This window comes from Plantibacter sp. M259 (assembly GCF_006065115.1).
GTDB lineage: Bacteria > Actinomycetota > Actinomycetes > Actinomycetales > Microbacteriaceae > Plantibacter > Plantibacter auratus.
In genome coordinates this window covers 361,765-375,216 of sequence record NZ_CP040750.1, presented here as the reverse complement: position 1 = coordinate 375,216, position 13,452 = coordinate 361,765, and the positions used below count along the sequence as shown (strand labels likewise).

12 protein-coding genes are annotated in these 13,452 nt (G+C 70.5%); 7 read left to right on the top strand and 5 right to left on the bottom strand.

Annotated elements, in window-relative coordinates; genetic code table 11:
- Positions 1-131: 131 nt before the first annotated feature.
- The 6 genes from FGL15_RS01730 (at position 132) to FGL15_RS01705 (ending at position 6,175) form a co-directional block, all read left to right on the top strand.
- Positions 132-659, top strand: a complete 528-nt coding sequence (locus FGL15_RS01730; protein ID WP_138944714.1) for an FMN-binding protein — start codon at positions 132-134, stop codon at positions 657-659.
- A gap of 20 nt (positions 660-679) precedes the next feature.
- Positions 680-1,567 carry an FAD:protein FMN transferase gene (locus tag FGL15_RS01725; RefSeq protein WP_138944713.1) on the top strand — a complete coding sequence of 296 codons (888 nt, stop codon included), beginning with the start codon at positions 680-682 and terminating at the stop codon, positions 1,565-1,567.
- A 58-nt stretch (positions 1,568-1,625) separates the two neighbouring features.
- Complete coding sequence (locus tag FGL15_RS01720) at positions 1,626-3,167, top strand: FAD-dependent oxidoreductase (RefSeq protein ID WP_138944712.1); 1,542 nt, start codon at positions 1,626-1,628, stop codon at positions 3,165-3,167.
- A gap of 89 nt (positions 3,168-3,256) precedes the next feature.
- Positions 3,257-4,486 carry a glycosyltransferase 87 family protein gene (locus FGL15_RS01715; RefSeq protein ID WP_240773905.1) on the top strand — a complete coding sequence of 410 codons (1,230 nt, stop codon included), beginning with the start codon at positions 3,257-3,259 and terminating at the stop codon, positions 4,484-4,486.
- A 2-nt stretch (positions 4,487-4,488) separates the two neighbouring features.
- The gene (locus FGL15_RS01710; protein ID WP_079707231.1) at positions 4,489-4,797 is read left to right on the top strand and encodes a thiamine-binding protein; all 309 of its coding nucleotides are present in this window, start codon (positions 4,489-4,491) and stop codon (positions 4,795-4,797) included.
- 76 nt (positions 4,798-4,873) lie between these two features.
- Positions 4,874-6,175 carry an MFS transporter gene (locus FGL15_RS01705; RefSeq protein ID WP_138944710.1) on the top strand — a complete coding sequence of 434 codons (1,302 nt, stop codon included), beginning with the start codon at positions 4,874-4,876 and terminating at the stop codon, positions 6,173-6,175.
- Positions 6,176-6,393: 218 nt separating this feature from the next.
- Here the strand turns inward: FGL15_RS01705 and FGL15_RS01700 are convergent, their stop codons facing one another.
- From FGL15_RS01700 to FGL15_RS01680, 5 genes are all read right to left on the bottom strand, one after another.
- The gene (locus FGL15_RS01700; RefSeq protein WP_056012577.1) at positions 6,394-7,044 is read right to left on the bottom strand and encodes a response regulator transcription factor; all 651 of its coding nucleotides are present in this window, start codon (positions 7,042-7,044) and stop codon (positions 6,394-6,396) included.
- Positions 7,041-8,273, bottom strand: a complete 1,233-nt coding sequence (locus FGL15_RS01695) for a hypothetical protein (RefSeq protein ID WP_138944709.1) — start codon at positions 8,271-8,273, stop codon at positions 7,041-7,043. Before FGL15_RS01695 ends, FGL15_RS01700 begins: the two co-directional genes overlap by 4 nt.
- Positions 8,270-9,436 carry a sensor histidine kinase gene (locus FGL15_RS01690; RefSeq protein WP_138944708.1) on the bottom strand — a complete coding sequence of 389 codons (1,167 nt, stop codon included), beginning with the start codon at positions 9,434-9,436 and terminating at the stop codon, positions 8,270-8,272. The genes FGL15_RS01695 and FGL15_RS01690 overlap by 4 nt, the downstream gene beginning before the upstream one ends.
- Before the next feature lie 80 nt (positions 9,437-9,516).
- Positions 9,517-10,722 (bottom strand): homoserine O-acetyltransferase, encoded by a 1,206-nt coding sequence (locus FGL15_RS01685; RefSeq protein WP_138944707.1) that lies wholly within the window; start codon positions 10,720-10,722, stop codon positions 9,517-9,519.
- Between the two features lie 283 nt (positions 10,723-11,005).
- Positions 11,006-12,331, bottom strand: coding sequence for a bifunctional o-acetylhomoserine/o-acetylserine sulfhydrylase (locus FGL15_RS01680; protein ID WP_086473990.1), 1,326 nt, complete (start codon positions 12,329-12,331; stop codon positions 11,006-11,008).
- 205 nt (positions 12,332-12,536) lie between these two features.
- On the opposite strand from FGL15_RS01680, the gene FGL15_RS01675 reads away from it, so the two are divergent.
- Positions 12,537-13,313, top strand: coding sequence for an SDR family oxidoreductase (locus FGL15_RS01675; RefSeq protein WP_205858667.1), 777 nt, complete (start codon positions 12,537-12,539; stop codon positions 13,311-13,313).
- The last annotated feature ends 139 nt before the right edge of the window (positions 13,314-13,452 follow it).

Below are 13,452 nucleotides of genomic sequence, written 5' to 3'. Positions count from 1 at the left end.
ACGAAGGACAACTCCCAGAACGCTCATAGCTCGCCCATAGGGAAGCTCAGGACACTGGTGCCACCGCGGCAGAGACCTCGCCGCGGCGGCCGCCGCACCGCGGCCCACACATCGCCCGAGGAGATTGAACGATGCGCAACCCCACCACCACCCAGCCTCCCGTCCGCACACCACGCCTGTCCGTGGCGGCGAAGAAGACGACCTTCGCGGCCCTGACCGGCCTCACCCTCGTCGGCAGCCTGGCCGGTTGCTCGGCGGCCGACGCCGGCGGTTCGACCACGACCACGTCGCCCGAGACGAAGAGCACGGCGGCCCCGGAGGCGACCACGTCGACCGACGCCGCGGCGGGCTCCGGCGCCACCGACTACCAGGACGGTTCCTACACCGCGGACGGCAGCTACCAGTCGCCGAACGGCACCGAGTCGATCACGGTGACCGTCACGCTCGCCGAGGACAAGGTCACGGCGGTCGACGTCGTCTCGCACGCCGAGAGCGCGAACAGCAAGCGCTACCAGGCGGAGTTCATCTCCGGGATCGCAGCCGAGGTCGTCGGCAAGGACATCGACAGCCTCAAGGTCTCCAAGGTCGCCGGTTCCTCGCTCACGAGCGGCGGCTTCAACGCGGCCATCGACACGATCAAGACCGAAGCGAAGGGCTGAGCCGCGGGGCCGGACCGACGATGAGCGAGACGACACTGCGCTTCGAGGCGATCGGCACCGGATGGGAGCTCGACACGGCTCTGCCGCTCGAGCCCGAGACCGCTGAGGCCGTCGCCGCGTGCATCGACCGGTTCGACCGGACCTGGTCGAGGTTCCGGGACGACGCGTTCGTCGCGCGGTTCGCCGCCGGCCCGGTCTCGACCGCCTTCCCCGATGGCGCGCGCGAGGATGCGGTCGCGCTGCTCGACACGTACCGGCGTCTGCACGATGCCACCGCCGGGGCCGTGACGCCGTTCATCGGTACCTCGCTCGAACGGCTCGGCTACGACGCCTCCTACTCGCTCGTCCCTCGGGGCCCGGCGGTCGCCGCCCCGCACTGGGACGACGTGGCCCGGTGGGACGGCGAGGTGCTCGAGACGAGCCTCCCGCTCGTGATCGACATCGGTGCGGCCGGCAAGGGGCGGCTCGTGGACCTCGTCGCGGACCTCCTCCGCAGCCACGGCCACGAGTCCTTCACGGTCGACGCCTCGGGCGACCTGCGTCACGAGCACGGGTCCCGCGCGGCGGACCCGCTCCGCATCGCGCTCGAGCATCCGTACGATCCCAGCAAGGCCATCGGGGTCGCGACGATCGACGACGGAGCCCTGTGCGCCTCCGCGACCAATCGTCGTGCCTGGGGCGACGGGCTCCACCATGTCATCGACGGCCGGACCGGCGAACCGACGAGGACCGTCGCGGCGACCTGGGTCACCGCTCGGGACGCGATGGTCGCCGACGGACTGGCCACCGCGCTGTTCTTCACCGACCACGAGACCCTGGCAGAGGCGTTCACCTTCGAGAGCGTCCGTATGTTCACGACCGGTCTCACCGACCGGTCCGTCGGGTTCCCCGGCGAACTCTTCACCTGAGTCACGCGCCACAGGGCCTGAGCCCGGACGGCACCATCTCCCAGAAAGCAGACCGCACATGAACGGCCGCACCGGCTCCTTCTTCGGCACCGTCCTCGGGCGGGTCACCATGTACCGCCTCGTGACGCTGTCACTCGGCACCCTCGCGATCTACGCCTTCGTGCTGTCGCTGTTCGGGCAGGTGTTCTACAAGCCGCTCGAGCTCCTCGCCACCCTGGCCACGCTGCTCGTCGTCGGCTACCTGACGAACCGCCTGTTCGGTGCGCTGTTCCAGGTGCAGCCGCACAGCGAGTCGTCCGTCATCACCTCCCTCCTGCTGTTCTTCATCCTGTGGCCGACGAGCGAGCCCACCGCGCTGGCCTGGATCGCCCTCGCCGCCACGGTCGCCTCGGCGTCGAAATACCTGCTCGCGATCCGGGGCCGACACGTCCTCAACCCCGCGGCCATCGCCGCGCTCGTGATGAGCGTGCTGGCGAGCTACGTCACCCTCCCCGGCGTGTCACCGTCGGTCTGGTGGGTCGCCAACCCGTGGCTGCTGCCCGGTGTCGTCATCCTCGGCGGCCTCGTCCTCATCCGGACGAAGCGACTCACGATGGCACTCGTCTTCATCGTGCTCTCCTGGGCGCTCGTCACCGTCCGGCTCGTCACCGGTGGTCAAGAGCTGGGACCGGCACTGCTGGCCCCACTCACGTCGTACCCGATCCTCTTCCTCGCCGCGTTCATGCTCACCGAGCCGCTCACGCTTCCACCGCGGCGCTGGCAGCAGTTCGCCGAGGCGGCGATCGTCGCGGTGCTGTTCTCCATCCCGTTCATGCTCGGCCAGGTGGCGTCGACCCCCGAGCTCGCGCTGATCGTGGGCAACGTGCTCGCGTTCGCCGTCGCCCGTCGTCGGGGGATGCGACTGACGCTCGAAGGCACCCGCGCCCTCACCCCGACGGCGGTCGAGTACCGGTTCAGCTCGAAGCGGCCGATCTCGTTCGCGGCCGGCCAGTACCTCGAGCTGTCGTTGCCGCACCGCGGGGCCGACGTCCGCGGTTCGAGGCGCGTCTTCAGCATCTCCTCGCCTCCCGACGACGACCGTACGATCCGCGTGGCCATGCGTGTGCCCGAGCGGGCCAGCAGCTTCAAGCGGGCGCTGAGCGCGCTGCCGGTCGGTGCGAGCCTCTCGGCGACCGGCGTGTGGGGCGACTTCGTCCTGCCGAAGGACACGAACAAGCCGATCCTGCTCATCGCCGCCGGGATCGGGATCACCCCGTTCGTCAGCCAGCTCTCCCGGCTGCACCTCCGTGCCGACCAGCGCGACGTCGTCCTCGTCTACGTCGTGTCCGACCCGCAGGAGCTCGCCTACGCGGCCGAGCTCGAGACCTGGGCGACACCGGTGCTCGTCGTGGGACCGACGGACGACGTCCGGCTGCCGGACGGCTGGCGTGGCCTCGGGCCTGGGCGCCTCGACCACGAGCGCCTCGCCGAGGCCGTCCCCGACCTTGCTGAGCGTGAGGTCTTCATCTCCGGTCCGCCCGCGATGATCGAGGCCCTGAAGCCAGCCCTGCGCGGGATCGGCGTCGGACACGTCCGCACCGACGCCTTCAGCGGGTATTGATCAGCGGGCTCGCGGACCCGACCCGCGCGGGCGTGGAGCGAGTGGCGGACCGGTTCCACCGGCGGCGCGAGCCTAGGATGGTCCACGTGATGCGGCGTTGGCTCCTCTGGTGCGGGTTCGGCCTCGTGCACCTCCTCGTCGGGTGGCTGTGCCTCGTGGCGGAGGGCCTCCCGCTCGGCGACGTGGTCCTCGTGTACCGGCCGTGGGTCGAACAGGCGACGTCCGGCGGCCCGATCCCCGCCATCGACGAGCCCTGGGTCTACCCGATCCTCGCGATCGTGCCCATGCTGATCCCGCTGCTCCTCGGCAGCGCCGGGTACGGCGTCGGCTGGCTCCTGCTGGTGACCGCGATGAACGCCGGCGCCTTCGCGGTCCTCCTCGGCAACGGCCACTCGCGTCCACGGCTGATCGCGGCATGGTGGTGGCTCGCGTTCCTCCTCCTGCTCGGACCGATCGCGCTCGCCCGGATCGACTCCGTGACCGTCCCCATCGCGATCGTCGGGCTCCTCTGGGTCGCCGGCCGCCCGCGGGTCGCTGCGATCCTCCTGACGCTCGCCGCCTGGATGAAGATCTGGCCGGCGGCCCTGATCGGCGCGATCGTCCTGGCGCACCGCCATCGCGGACAGGTCCTGGTCGCGGCGGCGGCGACGTCGGTCGTGGTCCTCGGGGTCGGCCTCGTGCTCGGCGGTGCGAACGCGGTCAGCTTCGTGACGGAGCAGACCGGACGTGGTCTCCAGATCGAGTCGCCCATCGGCAACGCCTACCTGTGGCTCGCCGTCCTGGGTGTCCCGCAGAGCTTCGTCTACTACGACCGCGACATCCTGACCTTCCAGGTGACCGGCCCGGGCGTCGACACGGCGATCGCCGTCATGACGCCGCTCCTCGGCCTCGCCGTCGCCGGTGCGGTGCTCCTCGGGGTGCTCGCGGTGCGGTCCGGACGCCCACTCGTGCAGGTGCTCGCGCCGTTGTCGCTCCTCTTCGTCCTCACGCTCATCATCTTCAACAAGGTCGGGTCGCCGCAGTTCGCGATGTGGTTGGCGGCACCGGTGATCCTCGGGATCGTCCTGCAGCGTCGGCGCTTCCTCGCGCCGGCCGTGCTCGCGCTGATGGTCGCCGCGCTCACGCAGCTCGTCTACCCCTACCTGTACCTGTGGTTGCTCAACGTCGACCCGGTCCTCGTGACCGTGCTGACGGTCCGCAACCTCGCCTACCTGGTCCTCGCCGGCTGGGCCGTCCACGCGCTGTTCGCGCCGTCTCACCATGACGAGGACGTCTCCTCGGCGTCCATCCCCGTCCCCGCTCGAACCCACAAGGAGTGACCATGCTCGTCGCCTTCTCCGTCGCCCCCAGCGGCTCCGGCAACTCGGACGGTTCCGTCCACGACGCGGTCGCCGCGGCCGTGCGGATCGTCCGCGAGTCCGGCCTGCCGAACCGGACCGACTCCATGTTCACGACCATCGAGGGGGAGTGGGACGAGGTGTTCGCGGTCATCAAGGACGCCACCGAGGCGGTCGGCGCCTACGGCAGCCGGGTCTCGCTCGTCCTCAAGGCCGACATCCGTCCCGGCTACACGGGTGAGCTGACCGCCAAGCTCGACCGCCTCGACGCCGCGCTCGAGAACGACGGCTGAGCCCATCGGGCAGCGGTCGTCCGGTTTCGTCGGTCGGGGACTCGAATCGATTCGAGGATTCCCGTACACTCGATCCATGCCCACCATCCTGGACGGGTCGACGCAGCTGTCGCCGACCCGTGTTCGTCTTGCCATCCTCGCGCTCGCCGTCGGGGCCTTCGGCATCGGCACGACCGAGTTCGTGGCGATGGGTCTGCTGCCGAACATCGCGACCGACCTCCTGCCCGAGCTGGCCGCGCGCAGCCAGGAGCAGGCGAACGCGCAGGCCGCCTGGTTGATCACGGCGTACGCGCTCGGCGTCGTCGTCGGTGCGCCGACGATCGCCGCGCTCGTCGCGCGATACCGGCGCAAGACCGTCCTGCTCTGGCTGGGCGTCGCGTTCACCGTCGGCACGCTCGCGTCTGCGGTCCTGCCGAGCTTCGGCCTCGTCCTCCTCGCCCGGTTCGTCGCGGCCCTGCCACACGGCGCCTACTTCGGCATGGCCGCCCTCGTGGCCGCGAGTCTCATGGGCCCGGGGAAGCGCGGCAAGGGCGTCGCGCTCGTCATGACCGGGCTGACGATCGCCAACGTCGTGGGCGTCCCGTTCGCGACCTGGGTGGGTCAGGAGTTCGGGTGGCGCTCCGCCTACCTCATCGTCACCGGCATCTTCGCGCTCGCGACCGTGACCATCTGGTTCGCCGTGCCGGTGCAGGCGGGCAACCCGCAGCAGACGATGCGTCGGGAGCTCCGCGTCTTCCGACGAGGCCAGGTGTGGTTCGTGCTCGGGTTCGGGTCGATCGGGTTCGGCGGCCTCTTCGCCGTCTACAGCTATCTCGCGCCCCTCGTGACCGAGGTCGCGGGGGAGTCGGCGACGCTCGTCCCCTGGGCGCTCGCGACCATGGGGGTCGGCATGACGATCGGCAACCTGGTCGGTGGGCATCTCGCGGACCGTGGGGTGAAGCGAGCCCTGATCGTCTTCTTCGCGCTCATGATCGTGGTCCTGACCGCCCTGGCACTCACCGCGACGTGGACCCCGACCATGTTCCTCTTCGTCTTCGCGGTCGGCTTCGCGTCGCAGGGCCTCGGTCCGGCGATCCAGACGAGGCTCATGGACGTCGCGGGTGACAGCCAGTCGCTCGCCGCCGCGCTCAACCACTCGGCGCTGAACATCGGCAACGCGCTCGGGGCGTTCCTCGGCGGTGTGGTCATCGCCGGTGGACTCGGCTACCTCGCCCCGGTCTGGACCGGTGTGGCGCTGACCGTGACCGGTCTCGGGATCGTCATCACGAGCTTCACGGTCGAACGTCGGCAGCTCCGGCGCGAACTCCTGCGGGCGAACGACGCCGAGGAGCGCAGGATCGCGGACCGCAACCCGCCGACGGCGCCGATCCCCGTCTGACCGATCCCCGTCTGACCGATACCCGGCGCCCGTCCCGGCCCGTGGGGTGGGGTGCCAGCGCGGTGCGCTCGCGCGAGCGCGCCCCGCACGCGTGAGCGCGGGTCTCCGGAGACCCGCGCCGACGTCTCCGGGTAGCGCTCACGCCGAACAATGCGGTCTCGCGTCAGCGCACCGCGCTGGAACCGATACCCGCGCGCTCGCGTCGGCGCACCGCGCTGCTAGTCGACGATGATGCCGTCGAGGATCGCCCGCTTGCGCAGCGCGACCTTCGTGCCGACGTCGATGCCGGCGTTGCGGTACTTCTCGCGGATGCGCTTGAGGTAGCTCTTCGCGGTCTCGTCGGAGATGCCGAGGCTCTCGGCGACCATCTTCACGGGCTCACCGGCGGCGTACAACGCCATGACCCGACGCTCCTGCGCGCTGAGGCGAGGACCGGTGCCGGAGGCGCCGCTCGCGAGGGCGAGGTCGAGCTCGGGGGAGATGTACGACTCACCGCGTGATGCCGCACGGAGGGCGTGCACGATGGTCTCGGCGTCCTCGCTCTTCGCGAGGTACCCCAGGGCGCCGGCGGCCAGGGCCTCGCGGACGACCGCCGGGTCGCTGTAGGTGCTCATGAGGACGGTCGTGACGCCGGTGGTCTTCAGCGTCGCGAGCTTGACGGCGACCGGGACGTTGTCCTTGAGGTCGACGTCGAGCAGTAGGACGTCGACGGGGAAGGCGGGGTGCGTCAGCAGCTCCGGCCAGGACGGGGTGACGACGACGAGTTCGATGTCGTCGGCGACGCTCCTGATCCATTCGGTGAGCGCACCGAGCAGCATGCGGTGGTCATCGACGATGCCGACCCTGATGCGAGACTCCTGTGACGTCATTGGCGTTCCCCTTTCCGCTGGCCCGCAGCAGGATTGTCGACGGTGCTGTCGATCTCGATCCTGATCCGGGATTTCTGGTACGTGTCCGTAGAGCTGCCCACTCGTCCGAGCGCTTCCCACACCGCGGGATCCACCTTGGCGCGTTGCACTCCGGCCGCTTCGAGGACAATCGGGATGACGAGCGCACCTGATCGGCCCGGTCGTTCGGAGCGGTCGACCGGTCCGAGCGTCAGCACAGCTCTGGCACTCTGCGCATCTGCTTCCCCGAGGAGCAACCATACTGCAGAGAGCAGTCCATCCCGCTGATCCGTTGCGAGATACGTCGCGAGTCGCTCGGGGTCGCGCAGGGTCGCGCGGTCCGACAGCACGGACGACTCCTGGAACGCGTGCTCGAGCCAGGACTCCTTGCCGTCGGACATGAGATGACGGCGGAGCTCGGTGGCGAGGCGCGAGGCGCGCGCGGCCAGCTCAGGGCTGAGCGGGAGGTCGACCGAGCCGTCGGCGACACCGACGAACAACTCCTCCGCTTCGAGGTCGAGGGTCACGAGCTCCTCCGAGTCGAAGAACCCGAGCGCGTCGCGGACACTGGCCACGGTGGAGGCGACCATCACCCGGTCGAGTTCGAGCCGGACGATCCGCCGGTACTGCGAGACGATCGCGCAGGCGATGAGCGGCGGCACCACGGCGATCGCGGCGAACAACAGCTCCGCCCCGAGGGTCGGGCTCTGGGTGCGCGTGACGGTGAGGATCGACCCCACGAGCATCAGCCCGAGCACCACCGTCGCGGCGGCGGTGTCGCGGACCGGCCGGAGGGTGACGACCGCGAGCAGGACGCCGCCGACCGCCGCGGCCGCCGTCGGATAGACCCCCACGGCGTCGCGACTCCAGACGCTCGCCAGGTCCAGCGCGGCGACCACCACCAGCTGGATCAGGAGCGCGACGAACAGCCGGTCGGAGAGGTGGAACGCGGACCGGCGGAGCAGCAGGAACGTCGACGCGATCGCCACGGCGAGCAGCAGCCAGGCGACGACGCTGAGGAGCGGCCGCGGGTAGTGGTGGACCGACTCGACGAAGCGGATCGCGGCGTAGACGACGAGGACGAGGCCGGAGACCGAGAGGCCGATACCGAGCTGCGTCGTGCCGAGTGATGAGCGCTGCCGGTCGATGGCGCGCCGATGACGGTAGCGTCGGGTCGGCCCGGTGGCCTCCTCGAGGGCGTCGACACTCATGCTTGCGGGACCTCCAGGATGACGGTCGTCCCGGCCCCGGGGGCGGAGAAGACGCGTGCCTGGCCGCCGACCTCCTGGATCCGCGCGACGACCGACTCCGCGACGCCGAGATGGCCGTCCGGCACCGCCGACGGGTCGAACCCGGTGCCGGTGTCGGTGATGAGGAGTCGGGCGGTCACCTCGTCGATCGAGACGGTGACGTCGGCCGAGTCGACCCCGGAGTGGCGACGGACGTTCTCCAGACACTCCCCGAGGGCGAGGAGGAACGCCTCACGCACGCGCGGGTCGAGGTTCGCCTGTCCGCCGCCGTAGACGTTGACCGTGAGGCCGAGCCCGGCGAACCGGTCGGTCACGGCCTCGATGCCCTCGTCGAGGGTGAAGTCGGCGCCGCGCTGCAGGATGTACGAGCCGGAGGAGACCGGGCTGAGCTCCTCGCCGAGGCGGAGGCTGCGGAGGAGGTGCGCGTCGTTCCCCGCCTGCGAACGGAGGGCGGTGGCATCGACGCCTCGTCCGGAGTGGGCGAGCATCGTGAGGGTCGCGAGCGCGGTGTCGTGCAGCAATCGTGCGTCCTGCCGACGTTGCGACTCAGCCTGACTCGCGAGTCGCTCGGCGTTGTAGGCGCTGCCGATGGTGTCGACCCGACGGATGAGTCGGGGGATGCTCGTGTCGAGCCAGCCACCGAACGCGCCGATCGCGATCCACACGACCGCGGTCAGGCCGATGGTCGGGACCGTGAGCGCGGTCGGCCCGGTGACGACAGTGATCGTGACCGTCGTGACGACGAACGCGGTCAGGAGCAGCGGCCAGGTGCGCCGGAGCGGCACGAGTCTGGCCGCGACGGCTCCCATTCCGAGGGAGGTGATCGCGGCGATCGCGCTCGCGGAGCCGACCTGCCCGGTGTTCCCGTCGGACATCCCGATGACGACGACGACCCCGACACCGACCAGGAACACCAGGACCACCCACCGACGGCCGTCGTACTGCTCGGCGGCCACGTGCGTGAGCGCGAGGACGGCGACGAGGAGGAGGAGGACGGTGTACCGACCTCCCGAGACGACGCCCGGGACGCTGAGGATCATCGCGGCCGTGACGCACCCTGAGAGCCCGAAGAGACGCGTCGTACGCAGCAGCAGCCGTCGCTGGGTCCTCGCCACCCGTTCCATGCTCACGCTCCTCTGAGGAGTCACCTTATCGGGTGACACGACCGCCGCGGAACGGATGTCGGACAGACGGGGCGCGGCCGTCAGACGGCGAGGAGTCGGCCGAGATGCGGCGCGACCAGCGCGTTCTCGATGAGGAAGCCGTCGTGCCCGAAGTCGGACCGGAGGACCGACGGTCGGGTGCCGTCGAGGTTGCCGGGGAGATGGAGTGCGATCTCCTCCTGCCCACTGACCGGGAAGAGCCGGTCGCTGTCGATCCCGAGCACGAGCGACGGACCGGCGTAGGCCCGCAGCGCCGCACCGACGCCACCGCGATCGCGTCCCACGTCGTGCGAGTTCATCGCCTCGACGAGGGTCACGTAGCTCCCGGCGTCGAAGCGTCGGGTGAACTTGTTGCCGTGGAAGTCGAGGTAGGACTCGACGGCGAAGCGTCCGCCGTGCCCGAGCGGGCTCACGCTCGACTGCCAGCTGCGCTCGAACCGGGCGTTCAACTCACCCGGGCTGCGGTAGTTGAGCAGGGCCATCCGGCGGGCGAGCGCGAGGCCGCGGTGCGGGCCCTCACCGTCGGGGGCGTCGTAGTAGTCGCCGCCCTGGAAGTGCGGGTCCGTGCGGACCGCTTCGAGCTGCACGAAGTTCAGTGAGATCTGGTCGGCCGTCGTGACCGGGGGCGCGGCGATCACGGCCAATCGGTCGACGAGTTCGGGGTGGGTGGCCGCCCACTCGAGGGCGTGCATGCCGCCCATCGACCCGCCGATGACCGCGGCCCAGCGGTCGAGTCCGAGGTGCCCGAGCAATCGGTACTGGGCCTCGACCTGGTCGCGGATCGAGGTGTACGGGAACCGCGAACCCCACTCGACGCCGTCGGGCGCGAAGGAGGAGGGGCCGGTGCTGCCCTGGCAGCCGCCGATCATGTTCGGCGCGACGACGAACCAGCGGTCCGTGTCGACGGCGAGTCCCGGACCGACGATGCCGGCCCACCACCCGGCGGTCGCGTGCCCGTTGCCGGCGCCACCGAGGACGTGGCTGTCGCCGGTGAGCGCGTGGAGGATGAGGACCGCGTTGCCGCCGTCGTCGTCGAGCGTGCCCCAGGTCTCGTAGGCGAGTCTGGCGTGCGGGATGCTTCCGCCGTGCTCGAAGTCGAGTCGGCCGAGCGGGGCGAAGAGCCGGTCGCCTGGCCGGTCGCCGTCGCGCCAGGCGCCGCTCGAGGGCGGGTTCGCGAGGAGGGCGCCGACCTCGGCTTCGGTCACGAAGCGGGAGGGCACGCTGTCTTCCGGGGTCTGCCAGTCCATAGGTCTCCATTGTGGCGTGCCCTGAGGCGTCGACCGGCCGTGTTACGTCACCCGATCGGTCGAGGTCGGCGCGGTGCGCTGACGCGAGTACGCTCCCGTCGGCCTCAGCGCGCCGGAACGGGCTCGAGCGACGGGAACGGGCTCGAGTGACGCGAAACGGGCCCGAGCGCGCGACGAACGACGCGAGCGCGGGTCTCTGGAGACCCGCGCTCGCGGTTGCGGGGTGCGCTCGCGTCAGCGCACCGCGCTGGCGCAACCGGGAGGGAGGCGCCTCGGGACGGAATCAGACCCGGGCGGCCTCGACGACCTGCTTCGCGGCGGTCAGACCGGCCTGGAGGTCGGCCGTGATGTCGTCGATGTTCTCGAGTCCCACCGAGAGCCGCACGAGCCCGGGCGTGACGCCGGCCGTGAGCTGCTGCTCCGGGGTGAGCTGCGAGTGCGTCGTCGACGCCGGGTGGATGACGAGCGAACGGACGTCGCCGATGTTCGCGAGATGCGAGAACAACTGCAGCGAGTTCACGAAGGCGCGGCCCGCGTCGACCCCGCCCTTCAGCTCGAACGACAGGACCGCTCCGACGCCCTTCGGGGCGTACTGGTTGGCCGCCGCGTACCAGGGGCTCGACGGCAGACCCGAGTAGTTGACGCTCGCGATGTCGGGGTGGGCGTCGAGCCACTCGGCGACCTGCTGGGCGTTCTGCACGTGGCGCTCGATGCGGAGGCTGAGCGTCTCGATGCCCTGGATGAGCTGCCAGGCGCTCGCCGGGGCGATGGCCGCACCCAGGTCGCGCAGGAGCTGCACGCGCGCCTTGATGATGTAGGCGAGCGCGTCACCCACGGCGTCCGTGTAGACCGCGCCGTGGTACGAGGGGTCCGGCGTCGTGAGGCCCGGGAACTTGTCCGCGTGCCCGGTCCAGGAGAAGGTGCCGCCGTCGACGATGACCCCGCCGATGACCGTGCCGTGGCCGCCGAGGAACTTCGTCGCCGAGTGGACGATGATGTCGGCGCCGTGCTCGAACGGGCGGATGAGGTACGGCGTGGCGATCGTGTTGTCGACGATCAGCGGGACGCCGGCCTCGTGCGCGACGTCGGCGACGAGGCGGATGTCGAGGATGTTGATCTTCGGGTTGCCGATGGTCTCGGCGAAGAACAGCTTCGTGTTCGGGCGGACCGCACGCCGCCACTCCTCGGCGTCGTCCTGGTTCTCCACGAAGGTGGTCTCGATGCCGAGCTTCGCGAGCGTGTACTTGAAGAGGTTGTACGTGCCGCCGTAGATCGACGAGGACGACACGATGTGGTCGCCCGCCTGCGCGATGTTGAGGACCGCCGAGGCCTCCGCCGCCTGCCCGGAGGCGAGGAGGAGGGCGCCGCTGCCACCCTCGAGCGCGGTCAGGCGCTCCTCGACGACGGCCTGCGTCGGGTTCTGGATGCGCGTGTAGATGTTGCCGAACTCCGCGAGGGCGAAGAGGTTCTTGGCGTGGTCGGCGTTGTCGAACACGTAGCTCGTCGTCTGGTAGATCGGCGTGGCCCGAGCCTTCGTGACCGGGTCGGGCGCAGCTCCGGAGTGGATCTGCTTCGTCTCGAACTTCCAGTCGTTCGTGGCATCGCTCATGGTGGATGGTCCCCTCTGCTCGGGTGGTCGGTGCTGCTCGGGTGAATGGGTGTCGCCGGTGTGGCCGCTCGGTCCGACAGCGATGTCGCCGGGCGTGGCTCCGGGTGGTGCTCCGTCGTGACCCCGAGGCTACCGGCCCCACCTGCACGCGCCAACCACGCGGAAACACGGCGTAACGCCTCGGCCCGGTGGCTACCCTGGAGGCATGACGACGAGACGTGTGGTGGTGACCGGTGCGAGTTCAGGGATCGGGGAGGCGACCGCGAGGCGATTCGCCGCCGACGGCTGGGACGTCGTGGCGGTGGCCCGCCGTGCGGAGCGGCTCGATGCGCTCGTCGCGGACATCGGCGGCACTGCGGTCGTCGCCGACCTGACCGTGCAGGCGGACGTCGACGCGCTCGCCGCCCGGGTGGAGGAGCTCGGCGGCGCCCAGGCGCTCGTCAACAACGCGGGCGGTGCCTTCGGCCTCGCGTCCGTCGAGGACGGCGACGCGGAGGACTGGCGGCGCATGTTCGACATCAACGTCCTCGGCACGAAGCGCGTGGTCCAGGCGCTCCTGCCGATCCTCCGTCGGAGCATCCCGGAGGGTGGTGCCGCCACCATCGTCGGTGTCACCTCGATCGCGGGCCACGTCGCCTACGTGGGTGGCGGCGGGTACAACGCGGCGAAGTTCGCCGAGCGCGCCCTGTTCGAGGTGCTGCGGCTCGAGCTCAACGGCGAACCCATCAGGGTGATCGAGGTGGCGCCGGGCATGGTGCACACGGAGGAGTTCTCGCTCGTGCGCTTCGGTGGCGACCAGGACCGCGCCGACGCCGTCTACGAGGACGTACCGGATCCGCTCTCGGCCGACGACGTCGCCGAGGCCATCGTCCACGCGACCTCGCTGCCACCGCATGTCAACCTCGACCTCATCACGATCAAGCCGGTCGCCCAGGCCGCCCCGTACCGCCTGGCGAAGGGACCGTTGCGCGTCGCGGAGTAGACCCCCTTCGACAAGCTCAGGGACCGGTTGGGAGCTCAGGGACCGGTTGGGAGCTCAGGGGCCGGTTGGGAGCTCAGGGGCCGGTTGGGAGCTCAGGGGCCGGTTGGGAACGTAAGGACCGGTTGCAGTCAGGTACGGG

Coding starts and splice junctions, on each gene's coding strand:
- FGL15_RS01695 (WP_138944709.1), bottom strand. CDS start 8,273: ATGAGTGTCGACGCCCTCGAGGAGGCCACCGGGCCGACCCGACGCTAC.
- FGL15_RS01685 (WP_138944707.1), bottom strand. CDS start 10,722: ATGGACTGGCAGACCCCGGAAGACAGCGTGCCCTCCCGCTTCGTGACC.
- FGL15_RS01715 (WP_240773905.1), top strand. CDS start 3,257: ATGCGGCGTTGGCTCCTCTGGTGCGGGTTCGGCCTCGTGCACCTCCTC.
- FGL15_RS01720 (WP_138944712.1), top strand. CDS start 1,626: ATGAACGGCCGCACCGGCTCCTTCTTCGGCACCGTCCTCGGGCGGGTC.
- FGL15_RS01730 (WP_138944714.1), top strand. CDS start 132: ATGCGCAACCCCACCACCACCCAGCCTCCCGTCCGCACACCACGCCTG.
- FGL15_RS01690 (WP_138944708.1), bottom strand. CDS start 9,436: ATGGAACGGGTGGCGAGGACCCAGCGACGGCTGCTGCTGCGTACGACG.
- FGL15_RS01705 (WP_138944710.1), top strand. CDS start 4,874: ATGCCCACCATCCTGGACGGGTCGACGCAGCTGTCGCCGACCCGTGTT.
- FGL15_RS01700 (WP_056012577.1), bottom strand. CDS start 7,044: ATGACGTCACAGGAGTCTCGCATCAGGGTCGGCATCGTCGATGACCAC.
- FGL15_RS01710 (WP_079707231.1), top strand. CDS start 4,489: ATGCTCGTCGCCTTCTCCGTCGCCCCCAGCGGCTCCGGCAACTCGGAC.
- FGL15_RS01675 (WP_205858667.1), top strand. CDS start 12,537: ATGACGACGAGACGTGTGGTGGTGACCGGTGCGAGTTCAGGGATCGGG.
- FGL15_RS01725 (WP_138944713.1), top strand. CDS start 680: ATGAGCGAGACGACACTGCGCTTCGAGGCGATCGGCACCGGATGGGAG.
- FGL15_RS01680 (WP_086473990.1), bottom strand. CDS start 12,331: ATGAGCGATGCCACGAACGACTGGAAGTTCGAGACGAAGCAGATCCAC.